The 20,207-nt window shown below is 73.3% G+C and carries 17 protein-coding genes; 13 read left to right on the top strand and 4 right to left on the bottom strand.

The window, feature by feature from the left end; translation table 11 throughout:
- The first annotated feature begins 133 nt into the window (after positions 1-133).
- The 4 genes from ispG (at position 134) to AC067U_RS27400 (ending at position 4,729) form a co-directional block, all read left to right on the top strand.
- Complete coding sequence (gene ispG / locus AC067U_RS27415) at positions 134-1,291, top strand: flavodoxin-dependent (E)-4-hydroxy-3-methylbut-2-enyl-diphosphate synthase (protein WP_478832457.1); 1,158 nt, start codon at positions 134-136, stop codon at positions 1,289-1,291.
- A gap of 158 nt (positions 1,292-1,449) precedes the next feature.
- Positions 1,450-2,295, top strand: a complete 846-nt coding sequence (locus AC067U_RS27410) for a GNAT family N-acetyltransferase (RefSeq protein ID WP_478832456.1) — start codon at positions 1,450-1,452, stop codon at positions 2,293-2,295.
- 154 nt (positions 2,296-2,449) lie between these two features.
- Positions 2,450-3,001, top strand: a complete 552-nt coding sequence (locus AC067U_RS27405; protein WP_478832455.1) for a GNAT family N-acetyltransferase — start codon at positions 2,450-2,452, stop codon at positions 2,999-3,001.
- A 9-nt stretch (positions 3,002-3,010) separates the two neighbouring features.
- Entirely contained in the window at positions 3,011-4,729 is a 1,719-nt protein-coding gene (locus AC067U_RS27400; RefSeq protein ID WP_478832454.1) for a proline--tRNA ligase, read from the top strand.
- Positions 4,730-5,265: 536 nt separating this feature from the next.
- Here AC067U_RS27400 and AC067U_RS27395 read toward each other — a convergent pair.
- The 4 genes from AC067U_RS27395 to AC067U_RS27380 form a co-directional block, all read right to left on the bottom strand.
- Positions 5,266-6,303 carry a slipin family protein gene (locus tag AC067U_RS27395; protein WP_478832453.1) on the bottom strand — a complete coding sequence of 346 codons (1,038 nt, stop codon included), beginning with the start codon at positions 6,301-6,303 and terminating at the stop codon, positions 5,266-5,268.
- Between the two features lie 68 nt (positions 6,304-6,371).
- Positions 6,372-7,268 carry an aminoglycoside phosphotransferase family protein gene (locus AC067U_RS27390; protein WP_478832452.1) on the bottom strand — a complete coding sequence of 299 codons (897 nt, stop codon included), beginning with the start codon at positions 7,266-7,268 and terminating at the stop codon, positions 6,372-6,374.
- A 16-nt stretch (positions 7,269-7,284) separates the two neighbouring features.
- A complete protein-coding gene (locus tag AC067U_RS27385) occupies positions 7,285-7,731 on the bottom strand; it encodes a DUF4439 domain-containing protein (protein ID WP_478832451.1) in 447 nt (148 codons plus the stop codon).
- Complete coding sequence (locus tag AC067U_RS27380; RefSeq protein ID WP_478832450.1) at positions 7,728-8,270, bottom strand: hypothetical protein; 543 nt, start codon at positions 8,268-8,270, stop codon at positions 7,728-7,730. Before AC067U_RS27380 ends, AC067U_RS27385 begins: the two co-directional genes overlap by 4 nt.
- 177 nt (positions 8,271-8,447) lie before the next feature.
- Between AC067U_RS27380 and rimP the strand changes: the two genes are divergently transcribed.
- The 9 genes from rimP to AC067U_RS27335 all read left to right on the top strand — a co-directional run bounded on the left by rimP (position 8,448) and on the right by AC067U_RS27335 (position 20,165).
- Positions 8,448-8,945 (top strand): ribosome maturation factor RimP, encoded by a 498-nt coding sequence (gene rimP / locus AC067U_RS27375; RefSeq protein ID WP_478832449.1) that lies wholly within the window; start codon positions 8,448-8,450, stop codon positions 8,943-8,945.
- Between the two features lie 2 nt (positions 8,946-8,947).
- The gene (gene nusA / locus AC067U_RS27370; protein WP_478832448.1) at positions 8,948-9,934 is read left to right on the top strand and encodes a transcription termination factor NusA; all 987 of its coding nucleotides are present in this window, start codon (positions 8,948-8,950) and stop codon (positions 9,932-9,934) included.
- A gap of 126 nt (positions 9,935-10,060) precedes the next feature.
- Complete coding sequence (locus AC067U_RS27365; protein ID WP_478832447.1) at positions 10,061-10,336, top strand: YlxR family protein; 276 nt, start codon at positions 10,061-10,063, stop codon at positions 10,334-10,336.
- Positions 10,337-10,487: 151 nt separating this feature from the next.
- Positions 10,488-13,583 carry a translation initiation factor IF-2 gene (gene infB, locus AC067U_RS27360; protein ID WP_478832446.1) on the top strand — a complete coding sequence of 1,032 codons (3,096 nt, stop codon included), beginning with the start codon at positions 10,488-10,490 and terminating at the stop codon, positions 13,581-13,583.
- A 162-nt stretch (positions 13,584-13,745) separates the two neighbouring features.
- On the top strand, positions 13,746-14,039 hold the full coding sequence (locus AC067U_RS27355) for a DUF503 domain-containing protein (RefSeq protein ID WP_478832445.1): 294 nt from the start codon (positions 13,746-13,748) through the stop codon (positions 14,037-14,039).
- Positions 14,040-14,090: 51 nt separating this feature from the next.
- A complete protein-coding gene (rbfA, locus tag AC067U_RS27350) occupies positions 14,091-14,531 on the top strand; it encodes a 30S ribosome-binding factor RbfA (RefSeq protein ID WP_478832444.1) in 441 nt (146 codons plus the stop codon).
- Positions 14,528-15,436 (top strand): tRNA pseudouridine(55) synthase TruB, encoded by a 909-nt coding sequence (gene truB / locus AC067U_RS27345; RefSeq protein WP_478832443.1) that lies wholly within the window; start codon positions 14,528-14,530, stop codon positions 15,434-15,436. Before rbfA ends, truB begins: the two co-directional genes overlap by 4 nt.
- A gap of 279 nt (positions 15,437-15,715) precedes the next feature.
- Positions 15,716-19,141, top strand: coding sequence for a trypsin-like peptidase domain-containing protein (locus AC067U_RS27340; RefSeq protein ID WP_478832442.1), 3,426 nt, complete (start codon positions 15,716-15,718; stop codon positions 19,139-19,141).
- A gap of 52 nt (positions 19,142-19,193) precedes the next feature.
- Positions 19,194-20,165: a bifunctional riboflavin kinase/FAD synthetase gene (locus AC067U_RS27335; protein ID WP_478832441.1), complete on the top strand. Its 972-nt coding sequence runs from the start codon at positions 19,194-19,196 to the stop codon at positions 20,163-20,165.
- Positions 20,166-20,207: the final 42 nt, after the last annotated feature.

Raw genomic sequence — 20,207 nt, 5'->3', positions numbered from 1 at the left:
AACGTGTCCGGCTCCCTACGTTCGGGTGGCGCACCCCCTGCGATGCGGGCCCGAAGCGGGGTGTGCCGTAGTCTCGGAGGCCTGAGCCCGCCGATATCGGGACCTTGATCCACACCTTGGGGTTGCACAGCAGATGACTGCCATCTCTCTCGGAATGCCGTCCGTGCCGACGAAGCTCGCCGACCGACGGGTCAGCCGCAAGATCATGGTCGGTTCCGTGGCCGTCGGCGGAGACGCGCCCGTCTCCGTCCAGTCGATGACCACCACGCGCACGTCCGACATCGGCGCCACCCTGCAGCAGATCGCCGAGCTCACCGCCTCCGGCTGCCAGATCGTCCGGGTGGCCTGCCCGACCCAGGACGACGCCGACGCGCTCGCGGTCATCGCCAAGAAGTCGCAGATCCCGGTCATCGCCGACATCCACTTCCAGCCGAAGTACGTCTTCGCCGCCATCGACGCCGGCTGCGCCGCGGTCCGGGTCAACCCGGGCAACATCAAGCAGTTCGACGACAAGGTCAAGGAGATCGCGAAGGCCGCGAAGGACGCGGGCACCCCGATCCGGATCGGCGTCAACGCCGGCTCCCTCGACGCCCGCCTGCTCAAGAAGTACGGCAAGGCCACCCCCGAGGCGCTGGTCGAGTCCGCGCTGTGGGAGGCGTCCCTCTTCGAGGAGCACGACTTCCGCGACATCAAGATCTCGGTCAAGCACAACGACCCGGTCGTCATGGTCGAGGCGTACCGCCAGCTCGCCGCCCAGTGCGACTACCCGCTGCACCTCGGCGTCACCGAGGCCGGCCCGGCCTTCCAGGGCACCATCAAGTCCGCGGTCGCCTTCGGCGCACTGCTCTCCCAGGGCATCGGCGACACCATCCGCGTCTCGCTGTCCGCCCCGCCGGCCGAGGAGATCAAGGTCGGCATCCAGATCCTGGAGTCGCTGAACCTCCGCCAGCGCCGTCTGGAGATCGTCTCCTGCCCGTCCTGCGGCCGCGCCCAGGTCGACGTGTACAAGCTGGCCGAAGAGGTCACGGCGGGCCTGACCGGCATGGAGGTCCCGCTGCGCGTCGCCGTCATGGGCTGCGTCGTGAACGGCCCCGGCGAGGCCCGCGAGGCGGACCTCGGCGTGGCCTCCGGCAACGGCAAGGGCCAGATCTTCGTCAAGGGCGAGGTCATCAAGACCGTCCCCGAGTCGAAGATCGTGGAGACGCTGATCGAGGAGGCGATGAAGATCGCCGAGCAGATGGAGAAGGACGGCGTGGCCTCCGGCGAGCCGACCGTCGCCATCGGCGTCTGACCGCCCACCGGCGTTCGACCGCCGACCGGAGTACGAGGGCCCCGGCCCCCTGCGAACGCAGGAGGCCGGGGCCTTTTCGTGACCTGCGGTGAGCGGCGTCCGCGCGTCACGCCGGGTAAAGTGCGGAGATCAGCAGATCCGTACGGTGAGGCGCCCACGTGTTGACCCAGACCACCACCAGGGTCCTCGAACCCGGCGACCTCCCCGCCGCGCTCGAGGTACTCGAACGCGACCCGGTGGCGAACGCCTTCGTCACCTCCCGGGTCCAGGTCGCCGGACTCGACCCCTGGCGGCTCGGCGGCGAGATGTGGGGCTGGTACAGCGAGGGCGAGCTCCGCTCGCTCTGCTACGCGGGCGCCAACCTGGTGCCCGTGTGCGCCACCCCCGAGGCCGTACGCGCCTTCGCCGACCGGGCCCGGCGCACCGGCCGCCGCTGCTCCTCCATCGTCGGCCCCGCCGAGTCCACGGCGCGGCTGTGGCGGCTGCTCGAACCGCACTGGGGCCCGGCCCGCGAGGTCCGGGCCCGCCAGCCGCTCATGATCACCGAACGGCCGTCCGCCGACATCGCCCCCGACCCGCTGGTCCGCCGCGTCCGCAAGGACGAGATGGACCTGATCATGCCCGCCTGCGTGGCCATGTTCACCGAGGAGGTCGGTGTCTCCCCGCTCGCCGGCGACGGCGGCCTGCTCTACCAGGCCCGGGTCGCCGAGCTGGTCACGGCCGGCCGCTCGTTCGCCCGGGTCGAGGACGGCAGGGTGGTCTTCAAGGCGGAGATCGGCGCCGCCACCCGGCAGGCCTGCCAGATCCAGGGCGTGTGGGTGGCCCCCGAGTTCCGCGGGCGCGGCCACTCCGAGACCGGGATGGCCGCCGTGATCGAATTCGCCCTGCGCGATGTCGCGCCCGTGGTCAGCCTCTACGTCAACGACTACAACACCGCTGCCAGGGCCGCCTACCGGCGCGTCGGCTTCCGCGAGGTCGGCGCGTTCATGAGCGTCCTGTTCTGATCCCCTGGTCCCCTGGTCCTCTGGTCCTCTGGTCCGCCGTTTGATCCGCTGTCCGATGCGCCGTTCGGTCCGTCGTCCGATCCTTCGTCCGATTCGCCGCGGTCCTGCCCGGGGCCGCTGTTCCCCGCCGGGTACCGCGAAGTAAGGTCGCTGCATGGTGCTGCCCTTCCCCGCAGGTCTGGAGATCGGCCCGCTCGACCTCGCCGCACGCGTCGACGAGGCGCTGCGGGTGCAGGCCGTCGCCTTCGGGCTCAGCGAGGAGGAGGTCGGCATCCGGCGCTACATCGTGCAGCGCCACATGACCTGCCCCGGCGCCCGCGCGCTCGGCGCGTTCACCGAGGACGGTGCCCTCGCCGGATTCGTCTACGGGATGCCCAACGACCGCGGCCACTGGTGGTCCACGATCGTCGAGCCGTACCTGAAGGCCGGCGGCAACGACCACTGGCTCGACGACGCCTTCGCCGTCACCGAACTCCACGTCCACCCGGGCTTCCAGGGGCACGGCGTCGGCCGCGAGCTGATCACCCGGCTCACCGACGCCGCCGAGCAGAACCGGTCCATCCTCTCCGCCGTCGACACCGACACCCCGGCGCGGGGCCTCTACCGCTCCCTCGGCTACGAGGACATCGCCCGCCAGGTCCACTTCCCCAGCGCGAGCCTGCCCTACGCCGTAATGGGCGCGACACTGCCGTTGCTGCGCCGCTAGCCTCCGGACATGTCCACACAACACGCACAGCGCGTCCGGCGCATGTCCACCCTGCTGGCGCGGACCCTCCGGGAAGACCCCGCCGACGCCGAGACCCTGAGCCACAAGCTGCTGGTCAGGGCCGGCTTCGTCCGCCGTTCCTCCGCGGGGGTGTGGATCTGGCTGCCGCTCGGCAAGCAGGTCCTCGACAACGTCTCCCGCATCGTCCGCGAGGAGATGGACGCCATCGGCGCCCAGGAGGTGCTGCTGCCCGCGCTGCTGCCGCGTGAGCCGTACGAGGTCAGCGGGCGCTGGTCGGAATACGGGGACCTGCTGTTCCGGCTCAAGGACCGGAAGGGCGCGGACTACCTGCTCGGGCCCACCCACGAGGAGATCTTCACCCAGGTGGTGAAGGACCAGTGCGCGTCCTACAAGGACCTGCCGGTGATGCTCTATCAGATCCAGACGAAGTACCGGGACGAGGCGCGGCCCCGGTCGGGCGTGCTGCGCGGGCGCGAGTTCCAGATGAAGGACTCGTACTCCTTCGACGTGACCGACGAGGGGCTGGCCGAGTCCTACCGCCTCCACCGCGAGGCGTACGTACGGATCTTCGGCCGGCTGGGGCTGGACCACCGGATCGTGTCGGCGGTCTCCGGCGCGATGGGCGGCTCCGCCTCCGAGGAGTTCCTCGCGCCGGCCGCGGCGGGGGAGGACACCTTCGCCTCGTGCGGTGCCTGCGGTTACGCGGCGAACACCGAGGCGGTCACGTTCCCGCTCACCGCTGCCGCGGGGGAGGGCAGTGCTCACGGGCCGGTGGAGGAGCTGGACACCCCCGACACCCCGACGATCGAGAGCCTGGCCGCGCACCTCGGCGTGCCCGCCTCCGCCACGCTGAAGAACCTGCTCGTCAAGGTGGACGGTGAGATCGTCGCGGTGGGCGTCCCCGGCGACCGCGAGGTCGACCTCGGCAAACTGGGCGAACACCTCGCTCCGGCGGTGGTGGAGCTGGTCACCGCCGAGGACTTCGTGGACCGGCCCGACCTCGTACGCGGCTACGTCGGCCCGCAGGGCCTGGAGAAGGTCCGCTACCTGGCCGACCCGCGGGTGGCGCCGGGCACCGCCTGGGTCACCGGCGCGAACCGGGTGGACACCCACGCCCGGAACGTCGTCTGCGGGCGGGACTTCGAGGTGGACCGGTACCTCGACGTGGTCGTGGTGGAGCCGGGTGACCCCTGCCCCGCCTGCGGCGAGGCACTGTCCCTGGACCGGGCGATCGAGGTGGGCCACATCTTCCAGCTGGGCCGCAAGTACGCGGACGCGTTCGGGCTGGACGTGCTGGGACAGCAGGGCAAGCCGGTGCGGGTGACCATGGGGTCGTACGGGATCGGTGTCTCGCGCGTGGTCGCGGCGCTCGCCGAACAGACGGCGGACGGGAAGGGACTGTGCTGGCCGGCGTCCGTGGCACCGGCGGACGTGCACGTGGTCGCGGCGGGCAAGACGGCCCAGCAGGAGCTGGCGGCGGAGGCGGCGGACGCGCTGGCCGCGGCGGGGCTGCGGGTGCTGCTGGACGACCGGGCGGGGCTGTCGCCGGGCGTGAAGCTCACCGACGCCGAACTGATCGGCGTCCCGTGGATCCTGGTCGCCGGGCGCCGCGCGGGCGAGCAGGTCGTGGAACTCCAGGACCGCCGCGCGGGCACGCGCGAGGAGCTGCCCCTGCCGGACGCGCTGGCGCGCCTGACTTCGGCTTAGCTCCGGCTTCGGCTTCGGCTTCGGCTTTGGCTGGCGGGCTGGGCTGGGCCGGGCCGGGCGAGGGCTTCGGGCCCGGGGGGTGTTGGCCGCTGGGCGGGGCCGTGGGCTCCGGGTGGGGGCATCCGGGACGGCATGATTTACGGCGCGTTGCGCGGAGTCCGGTTGTCGGGCGGGGGCGCGCCACAAATCACGCTTTAGTGTCCCGGACACCCCCACCCTCCACCCCCGACCCCCTCCCGCGGCACTCCGGCCTCCGGCGAGGTGGTGACAGAAGCCGAACGGCGCGGGCAGGCGGACTACCGCGGTGTGGGCAGGCGTCCCGCAGGGCGATGGGGGTCCCCCCTGCTCGAGCGAAGTCGAGAGCTTGGGGGAGGGTGGGCACACCGGGGACACTGCCGCGTGCGGTGGAACCCCGCCCCACCCGAAGCCGGCCCAGGGAGCGGGCCCAGGCCCGGGAACCCGGCCCGGGGCGCAGCTCCGCACGGAGCCGGGGCGGAGCCCCGGAAGGGGGCGGGGGCGGAGCCCCGCCACGGTGGTTACGGCCGCGGGTCCGGCGGGACCGGCTCGTCGGCGGCGTCGGGCGGGACCGGGGCGTCCACGGGCCCCGTCGGAGGTTCCGGCTCGGCGGGGGAGCCGTTGACGACCGCCGGCGCGGCCGCACCCGGCGGCTCCGCGTCGGCCGGACGCGGCACCGGCGGGGGCTCCACAGCGGCCGGCTGCGGCATGGCGGCCACGGCCGGCGGCTGCGGCTCGGCAACGGCCGGCTGCGGCGGCATGGCGGCCACGGCCGGCGAAGACGCGCCCGGTGGGTGGGCGTCCGTCGCCCGTTCCAGGAAGCGGAGCAGTTCCACCGGGAACGGCAGGACCAGCGTCGAGTTCTTCTCCGCCGCCACGGCCACGACCGTCTGCAGCAGCCGCAGCTGCAACGCCGCCGGCTCCTTGCCCATGACCGCCGCCGCCTCCGCCAGCTTCCGCGAAGCCTGCAGTTCCGCGTCCGCGTTGATCAACCGGGCCCGCCGCTCCCGGTCGGCCTCCGCCTGCCGGGCCATCGACCGCTTCATCGCCTCCGGCAGCGACACGTCCTTGATCTCGACGCGGTCGATCTGCACGCCCCAGCCCACCGCCGGCGAGTCGATCATCAGCTCCAGGCCCTCGTTCAGCTTCTCCCGGTTGGAGAGCAGGTCGTCCAGGTCCGACTTGCCGATGATCGAGCGCAGCGAGGTCTGCGCCATCTGTGAGACCGCGAAACGGTAGTCCTCGACCTCGATGACCGCGTTCTTCGGGTCGACCACCCGGAAGTACACCACCGCGTCCACCCGGACGGTCACGTTGTCCCGCGTGATGCCCTCCTGCGCGGGCACCGGCAGCGTCACGATCTGCATGTTCACTTTGTGCAGCCGGTCCACGAACGGAATGATCATGGTGAACCCCGGTGACTTCACCTCGTGCCGGAGCCGGCCGAACCGGAACACCAGCCCGCGCTCGTACTGGCGTACCACCCGGGCCGCGGCCGCGCTGTAGAGCGCGATCCCGGTGGCGGCGGCGACCGCCGCGGTGAGCAGTTCTTCGACCATGACGGCCCCCTGCCCGGCCGATCAAGCGGCTGGTTCTGGGTGTTATGTCCTCTTGGTTACGATATTCCCTACAGCCACGCCGCGAATTCCAGCAGCAGCTCGGAGTCCCGGTGCCGCCCGGCGGCCAGCGCCCGCAGACCCGACTCCACCGCGCGGAACACGGACCAGCCCCGCAGCCGCTCCCGGTCCACCTCCAGGGAGTCCGCCAGCTTGTTCACCCGGCGTCGCGCGCCCGCGGCCCCCGCGGAGGCGGCGACCAGGTCCTCCAGCCGGTCCCGGACCAGCCGGGCCAGGTCGTAGGCGCGCTCGCCGACCACCGGCTCCGGGCCGACCGTCAGCCACGGCGCCCGCTCACCGGCCAGCACCTTGCCCTGCCGGAAGTTGCCGTGCAGGAGCACTTCCTCCGGCGGCAGCGCCGTCAGCTCGTCCCGGACCGAGAGGGCCAGATCGGCCAGGGCCCGCAGCTCCGCCGGGGCCTCCTTCAGCACCGCGGACTGGCGCTGGGTACGGTCGGCCACCGTCTCGAAGCCGTGTTCCGCCGGCGGGGCCACCCACAGCCGCCGGACCGTCCCGGCCGCCTCCAGCAGCGCCTTCGCCTCCGGCAGGGACCGCAGCGACACCTCCGGCTGCAGCCGTTCCAGCAACAGGCCGCCGTCCCCGTGCCAGGTGTCCAGCAGGCGCACGGCCCCGAACCCGGCCCAGTGCGCCAGCGCGGCCAGCTCCAGGTCCGGGCGGGCGCTCGGCGGGGCCAGCTTCAGCGCGGCCGGGGTGCCGTCGGGGTAGCGGACCAGGAGCACCACGCTGCTCCGGCCGCCGGGAGCCTGGACCCGCTGCACCTGCACCCCGCGTCGGGCCTGCGCCTCGTCGACGAGGCCGGGGAGCCGGTCCAGCCACTCCTGCTGCGGTGCTGTGTCCGGCTGCTCGCCGAGCGCCCGTACAAGCCGCTCCGGCGGTTCGAAAACCATGCGTGCGTGGTCCCTTTCAGCTGTGCGGGGCCGATCGCGGTGGTCCCGCTCGTTCGGTCAGCCCAGGGAAGGCTACGCCGCCGCCGCGCCAGCGTGCCGCGCGGACCGCCGCCGCGGTCAGCGCGTCGGCGGCCTCCCGGCGCAGCGGGCCGCTCGCCGCCCGCACCAGGTCGGAGTACGCGCCCGCCACCCGGTCCTCGATCTCGGCGGCCAGCCGCTCGGCGTCTCCCGGGGTGCGCAGGTCGAACGGCAGCCGGTACGCCGCCTCCGCCGCACGGGGTACGCCGCCCAGCCCGCGCACGGTCCGGGCGAGGGCGTCGCGCCGGGCGAGATGGGCGCCGTACGCCTCCCGGGCCTCGGCGGTGCGGGTGGCGGCGCGGGCGCCGACCACTCCGTAGGCGTACGCGGCCGCGTGCTCCGCGGCGAGGGCGGCCTGCGCCGCCGCGAGGACGTCGGTGCTCATGCCGCGGCTCCCTGGTTGCCGTTGGTGGTCAGCAGGTGGTGGTGGACGATCCCGCAGGCCGCCACCGAGGCCAGCAGCCGGGCCAGCTCCCCGGGGGCGTCGGCGAGCGTGATCGTGCGGGCCTCGGCGAGCGAGCGCTCGGCGACGGCCAGGGCGCCCAGGGCCTCCTCGGCCTTCTGCGGCACGGCCGGAGCGGCCGGCGCGCCCGCCGCCGGAGAGGCGGGTGCGGAGGGAGCGGCCGGCGCGGTGGACCCGCCCGCGTCCTGCGGGGCGAAGGCCTCGGCGTGGGCGGCGACCGCCGCGCGCAGCGGGGCCAGTCGCTCCCGCAGCGCCGGATGCGCCGCGAGGGTGGCGTCGTAGCGCTCCAGCAGCCCCCGGCTGTCACGGACGGCGGCCTCGCGCATCCGCCGATCGAGTGGAACCTCGGGGCGTGCGCCGGGACGCGCGCCGGAATCCGAGCAGCCGGTGAGCAGCGCGGCGCCCGCCACCCCGGCCGCGCCGGTGAGCAGGCTTCTTCGCGAAGGCAGGATCAGGGGCACGGTGGAGTCCTCGGGGGCGCGGGGCGGGGAGCAGCCGGGACAGGCTGTGATCACGGTACCCGGGGGCACGGTCCAAGGGGCGGACGGCAACACCCTCTGCGACCGGATACCCTTTGATCTGACACGCGATCCACGCGACGGAACCACAACAGCACACGCGGCCGAGGAGTCACCCGGATGAGCACCACCCAGAGCGACAGGCTGCGCGGACTGCTGGAACCGCTCGTCGCCGCGAAGGACCTGGACCTGGAGGAGATCGAGATCTCCCGGGCCGGGCGGCGGCGGATGCTCCGTATCGTGGTGGATTCCGACGAGGGCGTGGAGCTCGACACCTGCGCCGAGCTGAGCCGCGAGATCTCCGACAGGCTCGACGAGACCGACGCGATGGGCGAGGACGAGTACGTCCTCGAAGTCAGCTCCCCGGGCGCGGACCGCCCGCTCAGCGAGCACCGTCACTACGTCCGGGCGACCGGCCGCCTCGTGAAGTTCCAGTTGGCAGACGGCGGGGAATTGATCGCCCGCATCCTCGGCGTGGACGAGGACGGCATGGATCTCGAGGTCCCCGGTGTGAAGGGCCGCAAGGCCACCTCCCGCCGCATCGCCTTCACGGACGTCGCCAAGGCGCGTGTCGAGATCGAGTTCAACCGCAAGGACAAGAAGGAAGAGGAGGCGTAGCCGTGGACATCGACATGAGTGCCCTGCGGGGTCTGGTCCGGGAGAAGGAGATCTCCTTCGACCTGCTCGTCGAGGCGATCGAGTCGGCCCTCCTCATCGCCTACCACCGGACCGAGGGGAGCCACCGGCGCGCCCGCGTCGAGCTGGACCGCACCAACGGGCACGTGGTCGTGTGGGCGAAGGAAGACCCGCAGGATCTGGAGGAGGGCCAGGAGGCCCAGGAGTTCGACGACACGCCGTCGGGCTTCGGCCGGATCGCCGCCACCACCGCCAAGCAGGTGATCCTCCAGCGTCTGCGCGACGCCGAGGACGACCTGACCTTCGGCGAGTTCGCCGGCCGCGAGGGCGATGTCATCACCGGCGTCGTCCAGCAGGGCAAGGACCCCAAGAACGTCCTCGTCGACATCGGCAAGCTGGAGGCCATCCTGCCGGTGCAGGAGCAGGTCCCCGGCGAGGAGTACCCGCACGGACTGCGGCTGCGCACTTACGTGGTCCGGGTCGCCAAGGGCGTCCGGGGTCCGTCGGTGACCCTGTCGCGCACCCACCCCAACCTGGTGAAGAAGCTGTTCGCGCTGGAGGTCCCGGAGATCGCCGACGGCAGCGTCGAGATCGCCGCGATCGCCCGGGAGGCCGGCCACCGCACCAAGATCGCGGTGCGTTCCACCCGTTCGGGCCTGAACCCGAAGGGCGCCTGCATCGGCCCGATGGGCGGCCGGGTGCGCAACGTGATGGCCGAGCTGCACGGCGAGAAGATCGACATCGTCGACTGGTCGGACGACCCGGCGGAGATGGTCGCGAACGCCCTGTCACCCGCCCGGGTGAGCAAGGTGGAGATCGTCGACCTGGCCGCGCGGTCCGCCCGGGTGACCGTGCCCGACTACCAGCTGTCGCTGGCCATCGGCAAGGAGGGGCAGAACGCCCGCCTCGCCGCCCGGCTCACCGGCTGGCGCATCGACATCCGCCCCGACACCGAGCCCGCGGCGGAATAAACCGCTACCGGTCCGGGTTCCGGGCCGGTAGACAGGAAGGCGCCGGTTCGGCGGCCTGAATGAGGACGACATCCGTTCGATTTTTCGCCTGAAGGGGTGAGGTCGGTACGGGGAGGTAGACTGAACGTGTCTGGCCGGACGCATGCCCGCGCATGCCCTGAGCGCACCTGCGTGGGGTGCCGGGAGCGAGCGGCCAAGAACGATCTGCTGCGCATCGTGGCGGTAGGGGACGAGTGTGTGCCCGACCATCGCGGTACGCTGCCCGGCCGGGGTGCCTACGTGCACCCTGCCGTGGTCTGCCTCGACCAGGCGGTACGCCGCCGGGCGTTCCCCCGGGCCCTCCGGGTCCAGGGGACTCTCGAGACCTCCGCGCTGCGGACGGTCATCGAGGCGACACCGTAAGAAGAGAAGTACGGCACGGATACCCCGTGCGGTCAGGTACCTCGCGAGTTGGAAGTAGGTCGAGATTGCGATGAGCACTCGATGAGTACGCGATGAGTACGCCCATGAAGTAGCAACGGTCCGGCGGTAACCCGGACCTAAAAGGAGCGAAGTGGCTAAGGTCCGGGTATACGAACTCGCCAAGGAGTTCGGAGTTGAGAGCAAGGTCGTCATGGCCAAGCTCCAAGAACTCGGTGAATTCGTCCGTTCGGCGTCCTCGACGATCGAGGCGCCCGTTGTACGCAAGCTGACCGACGCGTTGCAGGGTCCCGGCGGTGCCGGCAAGACCGCTGCGAAGCCCGGTGCGCCCCGCAAGGCGACGCCTGCGAAGCCCGCTGCGCCGTCTCCGGCGGCCGCGGCACGTCCTGCTGCCCCGAAGCCCGGCGCCCCGGCCCCCAAGCCGGCCGCGTCCGAGGCTCCGTCCGTCAGCGCCCCGGTGACCCCGGCCACTCCCGGCCCGCGTCCCGGTCCCAAGGCTCCGGCCCCGAAGCCCGCTCCGGCGGCTCCGGCTCCGGTCGCGGCCGAGTTCCAGGCCCCGCCGTCGGCTCCGGCCGCCCCGGCGCGTCCCGCCGCGACCCCGGGCCCGCGCCCGGCGGCGCAGCGTCCCGCCGCGCCCGGTGCCCGTCCCGGCGCGCCGCGCCCGGGTGGTGCCCCCGGCGCCCAGGCCCCCCGTCCGGGTGGCCCGCAGGCTCCGCAGGCCCCGCGTCCGGGTGCCCGTCCGGCCGGCCCGCGTCCCGGTAACAACCCCTTCACGTCCGGCGGCTCCACCGGCATGGCCCGCCCGCAGGCTCCGCGCCCGCAGGGCGGCCCGCGTCCGGGTGCCCCCGGCGCCGGCCAGGGCGGCCCGCGTCCGCAGGGTGCCGGTCAGGGCGGTCCCCGTCCGCAGGGTCCCGGCCAGGGCGGTCAGCCCGGTGGGCGGCCCTCGCCGGCCGGCATGCCGCGCCCGCAGGGCGGCCCGCGTCCCGCCGGTCCGGGCGGTAACCGTCCGAACCCGGGCATGATGCCGCAGCGTCCCGCTGCCGGCCCGCGTCCGGGCCCCGGCGGCGGCGGTCGTCCCGGCGGTCCCGGCGGCGGTCGTCCCGGCGGTCCCGGTGGCGGCGGCGGTCGTCCCGGCTTCGCCGGCCGTCCGGCCGGTCCGGGCTCCCGCCCGGCAGGCGGCGGCGGCTTCGGCGGCCCGCGTCCCGGTGGTGGCGGCGGCTTCGGCGGCGGTCCCGCGGGTGGCGGCGGCGGTCGTCCCGGCGGCTTCGGCGGCCGTCCCGGCGGCCCCGGCGGCCGTGGTGGCACGCAGGGCGCCTTCGGCCGTCCCGGCGGCCCGGCCCGTCGCGGCCGCAAGTCGAAGCGGCAGAGGCGCCAGGAGTACGAGGCCATGCAGGCCCCGTCCGTGGGCGGCGTGATGCTGCCCCGCGGCAACGGCGAGACCATTCGCCTGTCGCGCGGTGCGTCGCTCACCGACTTCGCGGAGAAGATCAACGCCAACCCGGCGTCGCTCGTCGCCGTGATGATGAACCTGGGCGAGATGGTCACGGCCACCCAGTCCGTGTCGGACGACACGCTGGAGATGCTGGCCCAGGAGATGAACTACACCGTCCAGGTCGTCAGCCCGGAGGAGGAGGACCGCGAGCTTCTCGAGTCCTTCGACATCGAGTTCGGCGAGGACGAGGGCGGCGAGGAGTTCCTCGTCGCGCGTCCGCCGGTCGTGACCGTCATGGGTCACGTCGACCACGGTAAGACCCGACTCCTCGACGCGATCCGCAAGACCAACGTGGTCGCGGGCGAGGCCGGTGGCATCACCCAGCACATCGGTGCCTACCAGGTCTCCACCGAGGTGAACGACGAAGAGCGTCGCATCACCTTCATCGACACCCCGGGTCACGAGGCGTTCACCGCCATGCGTGCCCGTGGTGCCAAGTCCACCGACATCGCGATCCTCGTGGTCGCGGCCAACGACGGCGTCATGCCGCAGACCATCGAGGCGCTCAACCACGCCAAGGCTGCGGACGTCCCGATCGTGGTCGCGGTCAACAAGATCGACGTCGAGGGCGCCGACCCGGTCAAGGTGCGCGGTCAGCTGACCGAGTACGGCCTGGTGGCCGAGGAGTACGGCGGCGACACCATGTTCGTCGACATCTCCGCCAAGCAGGGTCTGCACATCGACTCCCTGCTGGAGGCCGTGGTCCTCACCGCCGACGCCTCGCTCGACCTGCGGGCCAACCCGGAGCAGGACGCGCAGGGTATTGCGATCGAGTCCCACCTCGACCGCGGTCGCGGTGCCGTCTCGACCGTCCTGGTCCAGCGCGGAACGCTGCGCATCGGCGACACGATGGTCGTCGGCGACGCGTACGGCCGTGTCCGCGCGATGCTCGACGACAAGGGCAACAACGTCGAGGAAGCGGGTCCGTCGACCCCCGTCCTGGTCCTGGGTCTCACCAACGTCCCGGGTGCCGGCGACAACTTCCTGGTCGTCGACGAGGACCGTACGGCCCGCCAGATCGCCGAGAAGCGCGCGGCGCGCGAGCGCAACGCCAACTTCGCCAAGCGGGTCCGCCGGGTCTCCCTCGAGGACCTCGACAAGGTGCTCAAGGCCGGTCAGATCCAGGAACTCAACCTCATCATCAAGGGCGACGCGTCCGGTGCGGTCGAGGCCCTGGAGTCCTCCCTGCTCCAGCTCGACGTCGGCGAAGAGGTCGACATCCGGGTCCTGCACCGCGGCGTCGGTGCGGTCACGGAGTCCGACATCGACCTGGCGATGGGCTCCGACGCCATCGTCATCGGCTACAACGTCCGTGCGGCCGGCCGTGCCGCGCAGATGGCGGAGCGCGAGGGCGTCGACGTCCGGTACTACTCGGTGATCTACCAGGCCATCGAGGAGATCGAGGCGGCCCTCAAGGGTCTCCTCAAGCCGGAGTACGAAGAGGTCGAGCTCGGTACGGCGGAGATCCGCGAGGTCTTCCGCTCGTCCAAGCTGGGCAACATCGCCGGTGTCCTGGTCCGGTCGGGCGAGGTCAAGCGCAACACCAAGGCGCGCCTGCTGCGCGACGGCAAGGTCGTCGCGGAGAACCTCACCATCTCGGGCCTGCGTCGCTTCAAGGACGACGTCACCGAGATCCGCGAAGGCTTCGAGGGCGGTATCAACCTCGGAAACTTCAACGACATCAAGATCGACGACGTCATCGCGACGTACGAGATGCGCGAGAAGCCGCGCGTCTGACGCGCAGCGATCGCGACTGTCTCACGACCTGTGTCGTGACCGGGGCCGGTCGGCGGAATTTCCGTCGATCGGCCCCGGCCGTTGCGTGTACGGTTCTGGTGTTCCTGCCGAGCGACGGCCGGCAGGCCACCGAACCCGAACCGGCGGGACATCCGGCACCGCATGTACGTGGGGACTCTGTCCTTCGACCTGCTCCTCGGCGATGTGCATTCGCTGAAGGAGAAACGCTCCGTTGTCCGGCCCATCGTCGCCGAGCTCCAGCGCAAGTTCTCGGTGAGCGCGGCGGAGGTGGGCGACCAGGACCTCCACCGCAGGACCCGGATAGGGGTCGCGATGGTGTCCGGGGACCCCGGATTCCTGTCGGACGTGCTCGACCGCTGCGAGCGGCTGGTCGCGGCACGTCCGGAAGTGGAGCTGCTGTCCGTACGACGGCGCCTCCACGGTGATGAAGACTGATTGATTGCTTGACCTGCAGCTTGCCTGCAAAGAAATGAAGGAGACGGACCAGTGGCCGACAACGCGCGGGCGAAGAAGCTGGCAGACCTCATCCGGGAGGTGGTCGCCCAGAAGCTGCAGCGTGGAATCAAGGACCCGCGCCTCGGTACGCACGTGACGATCACCGACACCCGGGTCACCGGCGACCTGCGGGAGGCCACGGTCTTCTACACGGTCTACGGGGACGACGAGGAGCGGGCGGCCGCGGCGAAGGGCCTGGAGAGCGCCAAGGGCATCCTGCGCTCGGCGGTCGGCCAGGCGGCGGGCATCAAGTTCACGCCCACCCTGACCTTCGTCGCCGACGCCCTGCCGGAGAACGCCCGTACCATCGAGGACCTCCTCGACCGGGCGCGCGCCTCCGACGAAGAGGTGCGCCAGGCGTCCTCGGGCGCCACGTACGCCGGCGAGGCCGACCCGTACAAGAAGCAGGACGAGGACGACGCGGCCGAATGAGCAAGCACGTACCCACCACGCCGGACGGCCTTGTCATCGTCGACAAGCCGTCCGGCTTCACTTCGCACGACGTGGTCGCCAAGATGCGCGGCATGGCCAAGACCCGCCGGGTCGGCCACGCCGGCACCCTCGACCCGATGGCCACGGGCGTCCTCGTCCTGGGCGTCGAGAAGGCGACCAAGCTCCTCGGGCACCTCGCGCTGACCGAGAAGGAGTACCTCGGCACCATCCGGCTCGGCCAGAACACGCTGACCGATGACGCCGAGGGCGACCTCACCTCGTCGACGGACGCCTCCGGGGTCCGTCGCGAGGACGTGGACGAGGGCATCCGCAAACTGACCGGCGAGATCATGCAGGTCCCGTCGAAGGTCAGCGCCATCAAGATCAACGGCGTGCGGTCCTACAAGCGCGCCCGCGAGGGCGAGGAGTTCGAGATCCCGGCCCGTCCGGTCACCGTCTCGTCCTTCCGGGTCTACGACATGCGCGAGGCCACCGCCGAGGACGGCACCCCGGTGATCGACCTGGTCGTCTCCGTGGTCTGTTCCAGCGGTACGTACATCCGGGCACTGGCCCGCGACCTCGGCGCCGACCTCGGTGTCGGCGGCCACCTGACCGCGCTGCGGCGCACCCGGGTCGGCCCGTACAAGCTGGACAAGGCGCGCACCCTGGACCAGCTCCAGGAGGAGCTGACCGTGATGCCGATCGCCGAGGCCGCGGCCGCGGCGTTCCCCCGCTGGGACCTGGACGCGCGGCGCGCGTCGCTGCTCGGCAACGGGGTGCGGCTGGACATGCCGGACGAGTACGAGCCGGGCAGGACGGTGGCGGTGTTCGGCCCGGAGGGCCGGCTGCTCGGCCTGGTGGAGAGCAAGTCCGGCAAGGCGAAGTCCCTGGCGGTCTTCGCGTAGGGCGCCTCGCGTCGCCATCGATCGAGGTGGGGCCCCGATGGACGGGAAGCTCCGATTGACCTGGAGCCCCGATTGACGTGGAGCGGTGAGCGCATGTGGTCCGCCGAGGCAGGACTGCTGCTCACCGCTCCACGACCCCCCTCGCTGTAGGTCTCTATCCATCTGGAGCCGCGTATTCACTCGCACGAGCAGGCGCTCGGAGTGAATGGAGGGAGCACAGGGGGGCGCGTTCGGCGCACACGCTTCCCGAGGTGATCTTCACCGACCTACGGTCGTGCAATGAAGGTCACGGAGGACCGGGCAGAACCGCTGGTCAGGATCTGCGATCCGGGGGGCCGGCCGCGGGGCACCGGCTTCGTGGCCGACGACCGCGGCACGCTGATCACCGCCCACGAGGTCGTGGCCGGCCTGGACCGGCTCGTGCTGCGCGGCCCCGACGGCCGCACCTGCACGGCCGGCCCGGACGCGATCACCCTCCTGGCGGAGGCGGGGCTGGCCCTCGTACGGACGGCGGAGGCGGTCGGGCTCGGGGTGGCACCGCTCGCGGTGACCGTACGGGAGCGGGTCCCCGCCGGGACGTACGTACGGCTGTACGCGCGGGGCCGGCGGCAGGCCCGGGTCCTGGCGGAAGCAGAGGTCCTCTGCCGCACGGCGGACGGCACCCACCGGCTCGGCACCGCGCTGGAGCTGGCCATCGGCACCGACGGCATGGACGCGCTGCGCACCGGCGGCGAGGCGAGCGGCGGGCCCGTCCTGGACGCCGAGACCGGAGCGGTGCTCGCGGTCCTGGGCACCGCCCTGCACGCGGAGCACCGTTCGGGCGGTTTCGCGATCCCCCTGCGGTCCGCCGCCGCGGCCGACCCGCACGGCCCCCTGGCGGCCCTCCTGGCCCGCAACGCGGAAACCGCCCCCGGCTACGGCCCCGACCTCAACCTGGCCGCGGCCCTCCGCCTCACGAGCCGACCGCGGCGCCCCGCCCGCCCGGCGGGCCCCGAGCCGGTGGCGCGGGCGGCGGTGGTGGGCGCGATCGACGCCTTCCTGGCTTCGCCCGCCGTCGTGTTCGCCCTGGTCGGCGACCCGGGTACGGGCCGCAGCACGGAGCTCGCGGCGCTGGCCGGCCGCCGGTCCCGGGAGCCGCACCCGGCACCCGTGATCCACCTCCGCGGCGCGGACCTCCTGCCGTCGGACACCTCGCTGGCCGAAGCACTCGGCCGTGGCCTGTCACCGCGGCGCGGGGCCGGGGCCGGGGGCTACGGCGAGGGCGGGGGCGAGGGCGGGGCCGCGGCCGGGGTCGAGGAGATCGCCCGGGTGGCGGACGGCGCCGGGCGCGGGCTCGTCGTCCTGCTCGACGCGCCCGAGGAGATGCCGCCCCGGCTCGCCCGCCGGCTCGACGAGTGGACCGCCGCCACGACCGCCTGGCTCCGCCGGCACCGGGTGCGGCTGGTCCTGGCCACCCGGCCCGAGTACTGGGAGCGGGTCGCGGCCCTCCACCCGGACGGGAGCGCCCTCACCCACCCGCTCGACGACCTCACCGCCGCCGAGGCGGAACGTGCCCGGGACCGGTACCGGATTCCCGCCGGTGCCCTGCGCGCGACGGACAGCCGGCACCCGCTCACCCTGCGGATGCTGGCCGAGGTGCGGGAGGCCGGGGTCACGTCCGGGCGGCCCGGGCGCGCCGAGGTGTTCCAGGCGTACCTCGACCTCGTGTGCCTGCGCGTGGCGACCCGGCTCCGGGGCGACGCCCCCGGCCGGGCCGTGGGCCGGCTGGCGATCCGCGTCGCCGGACGGGTGCACGAGGCCGCGTGCCGCTGCCTCGGCCCCGGACAGGGCGTCCTGCACGAGGCCGCCTTCGGCGCCCTCTTCCCGACCGACTCCGGCTGGGCGGAGGCCGTCCTCGCCGAGGGCCTCTTCGTTCCGGCCGGCGCCGGTCACCGCTTCGCCGACGAGGAGTTCGCCGACTGGCTGATGGCCACTCACCTCGACCTCCCCGCTGCCCTCGACACGCTGCTCCGCACCGGCCCTCCCGTACCGCGGCACCGCATCGGACCCGTCCAGGAGGCCCTCCTCCTGCTGCCCCCGGCGGCCCGGGCCGAGCACCTCGGCACCCTGCTCCGGTCGCTGTACCCCCCGTCCGGACGCGCCGGGGGACCCGGGGGCGGCGGCACCGGCGACGAGCGGGCCTGGTGGGCCGCGCGGCTGGTGCGCGGGACGCTGCTGCGCCTGCCCGATGCGCTTCCCTCTCTCGATCTGCTGCACGCGCTGGCCGAGTACGTCTCCCACACCCACACCCACACCGGTACCGGCTCCGGGTCCGACCGGTGCGAGGGCGACGAGGGGCCTGGGAACGGGTTCGACGCCCGGTTCTGGAGCCGGCTTCGGCTGCCGGAACCCGAGCGGATGGACCTCCTCCGCCGAGTGCTCCCCGCCGAACCGGGGTGTCTGGACGCGACCGCGCGGAGACTGCGCAGGGACCCGCAGGGCGTACAGCCCCTGCTCTGCGACTGGTTCGGCGACGACCGGCGGCTGCGCGGCCGGCCCGGTGCCACCGTGGCCGCCGCCGCCCAGGCGCTGCTGCACACCCACCGCCGGCTCGCGCCCGACGGGCTCACCGAGGCGCTCGTCTGCGCCGCGCACCCGCGCGCCGACGAGCTGCTCGCCGTCCTGGCCGAGGAGGAGCCCGCCGTGATGGCCAGGGCCGTGGACCGCTGGGCCCGGGACCCCCGCCCGGAGCGCCGGGTCGCGGCCGCCGCGTACGGTCCGGCCGCCGCCGCGGCAGCGGACGGAGCCGACCGCGTCCTGCTCCGCCGCGCCGCCCTCGCCCTGCTCGACCGTACCGGGGAGACCGGCCTGCACGGCCCCGCCCTCGGCATGCTGCTCCTCGACCCGGAGACCCGGGAGGCGCACGTGTCCCGTGCGCTGACCTGCCCCGGCGTGCCCCCGGGCGCGCTGGTGGCCGCCGCCGACGCACTGCCCGGCCGGGCCGAGGCGGTGCTCGACGCCCTGCGGGCCCGCACCGGCGGGCAGGTGCTGCCGGCCCTGGCCGGGCTGACCTCGCCCGCGGCCGCCGCCCGCGCCGCCGTCCTCGTACGCGAGCACGCCGAACGGCACCCCGGGGACGCCCCGCACGCGGCGGCGTACGTCGACCGCGTGCTGGAGCGGGGGCCGGTCGCCGCCGACGCGCTCCGCCGGCTCACCGACGGGCTGCTCCGCGGCGAGCGGCCGGTCCGGGCGGCCCTCGCCGGGGTGCTCGGCGCGGCCGGCGCACCAGCCACGACGGCGCTGCGCGGAGAGCTGCTCGACCTGTTCCTCGGAACCGAGACGGACCCGGCCGTACTGGGCGAACTGCTCGGCGCGGTCGCCCGGGCCACCGTCGAACGCGGCGAGCGCCGAACCCGCGAGCTGGTGCGGCGTACCGGGCGCCGGCTGCTCGTCGTGCCCGGCGGCGCGGCCGAGTTCGAACGGCGGACCGTCTCCCTGTCCCGTGAACTCCCGCCCTTCGGACGGCTGATCGCCCGCTGGCTCCGAGAGGAGCCGCACGAGGCGTCCTCGCTGCTGGGCCCGAGCGGCCGGCACACCGTCGAGAACCTGGGTACCGGGGCCCGGCCGGTCCCGGAGCCCGTCCCCGGCCGGGACCCCGCCGGTGCCGTCCCGAGGTGTTGTCCCGATACCGATGCGGGGCCCCGCCCGGCGGCATGGCAGTCTTAGATCTGCAATCTTCACTTACGCACTACACGGGTTCGGGCGAGGAGCGGTCACAGTGCAGCGCTGGCGTGGCTTGGAGGACATCCCCCAGGACTGGGGACGCAGCGTCGTCACCATCGGCTCCTACGACGGCGTGCACCGCGGACACCAGCTGATCATCGGGCGGGCCGTGGAGTGGGCCCGCCAGCTCGGTGTGCCGGCCGTGGTCGTCACCTTCGACCCGCACCCGAGCGAGGTCGTCCGCCCCGGCAGCCACCCCGCGATGCTCGCCCCGCACCACCGGCGCGCCGAGCTGATGGCCGAGCTGGGCGTGGACGCGCTGCTGATCCTGCCGTTCACACCGGAGTTCTCGCAGCTGTCCCCGGCCGACTTCATCGTGAAGGTGCTGGTCGACAAGCTGCACGCGCGCGGCGTCATCGAGGGCCCGAACTTCCGTTTCGGCCACAAGGCCGCCGGCAACGTCGGGTTCCTGACCGAGCTGGGCGCCACCTACGACTACCAGGTCGAGATCCTCGACCTGGTGGTGCGCGGGGAGGCGGGCGGCGGCGAGCCGTTCTCCTCCACGCTGGCGCGCCGGCTGGTCGCCGAAGGCGACGTGGAGGGCGCGGCCGAGATCCTGGGCCGCCCGCACCGGGTCGAGGGGGTCGTCGTGCGCGGCGCGCAGCGCGGCCGCGAGCTGGGCTACCCGACGGCGAACGTCGAGACCCTGCCGCACACCGCGATCCCGGCCGACGGGGTGTACGCGGGCTGGCTGACCGCGGACGGCGAGCGCATGCCCGCGGCGATCTCGGTCGGCACGAACCTGCAGTTCGACGCGACCGAGCGGACGGTCGAGGCGTACGCGATCGACCGGGTGGGCCTGGACCTGTACGGGCTGCACGTCACCGTGGACTTCCTGGCGTACGTGCGGGGCATGGCGAAGTTCGACTCCCTGGAGGGGCTGCTCGACGCCATGGCCGACGATGTGAAGCGGGCGCGGACGCTGACGGAGGCGTACGACTCGGCCGCGGCACGCTCCGCGGGCTGACGCGCGTCCGATCCGCGGGCCGATCCGCGGGCCGATCCGCGG

The sequence above is a fragment of the Streptomyces sp. NPDC043853 genome (assembly GCF_056436025.1).
Note: the sequence above shows the minus strand (reverse complement) of the source record. Positions and strands in the feature narration are given on the sequence as shown.

Excerpts from the sequence above, each read along its gene's own strand:
- ispG (WP_478832457.1), top strand. The coding sequence starts at position 134 with ATGACTGCCATCTCTCTCGGAATGCCGTCCGTGCCGACGAAGCTCGCC.
- AC067U_RS27405 (WP_478832455.1), top strand. The coding sequence starts at position 2,450 with ATGGTGCTGCCCTTCCCCGCAGGTCTGGAGATCGGCCCGCTCGACCTC.
- AC067U_RS27400 (WP_478832454.1), top strand. The coding sequence starts at position 3,011 with ATGTCCACACAACACGCACAGCGCGTCCGGCGCATGTCCACCCTGCTG.
- AC067U_RS27395 (WP_478832453.1), bottom strand. The coding sequence starts at position 6,303 with ATGGTCGAAGAACTGCTCACCGCGGCGGTCGCCGCCGCCACCGGGATC.
- AC067U_RS27390 (WP_478832452.1), bottom strand. The coding sequence starts at position 7,268 with ATGGTTTTCGAACCGCCGGAGCGGCTTGTACGGGCGCTCGGCGAGCAG.
- AC067U_RS27385 (WP_478832451.1), bottom strand. The coding sequence starts at position 7,731 with ATGAGCACCGACGTCCTCGCGGCGGCGCAGGCCGCCCTCGCCGCGGAG.
- rimP (WP_478832449.1), top strand. The coding sequence starts at position 8,448 with ATGAGCACCACCCAGAGCGACAGGCTGCGCGGACTGCTGGAACCGCTC.
- AC067U_RS27355 (WP_478832445.1), top strand. The coding sequence starts at position 13,746 with ATGTACGTGGGGACTCTGTCCTTCGACCTGCTCCTCGGCGATGTGCAT.
- truB (WP_478832443.1), top strand. The coding sequence starts at position 14,528 with ATGAGCAAGCACGTACCCACCACGCCGGACGGCCTTGTCATCGTCGAC.
- AC067U_RS27340 (WP_478832442.1), top strand. The coding sequence starts at position 15,716 with ATGAAGGTCACGGAGGACCGGGCAGAACCGCTGGTCAGGATCTGCGAT.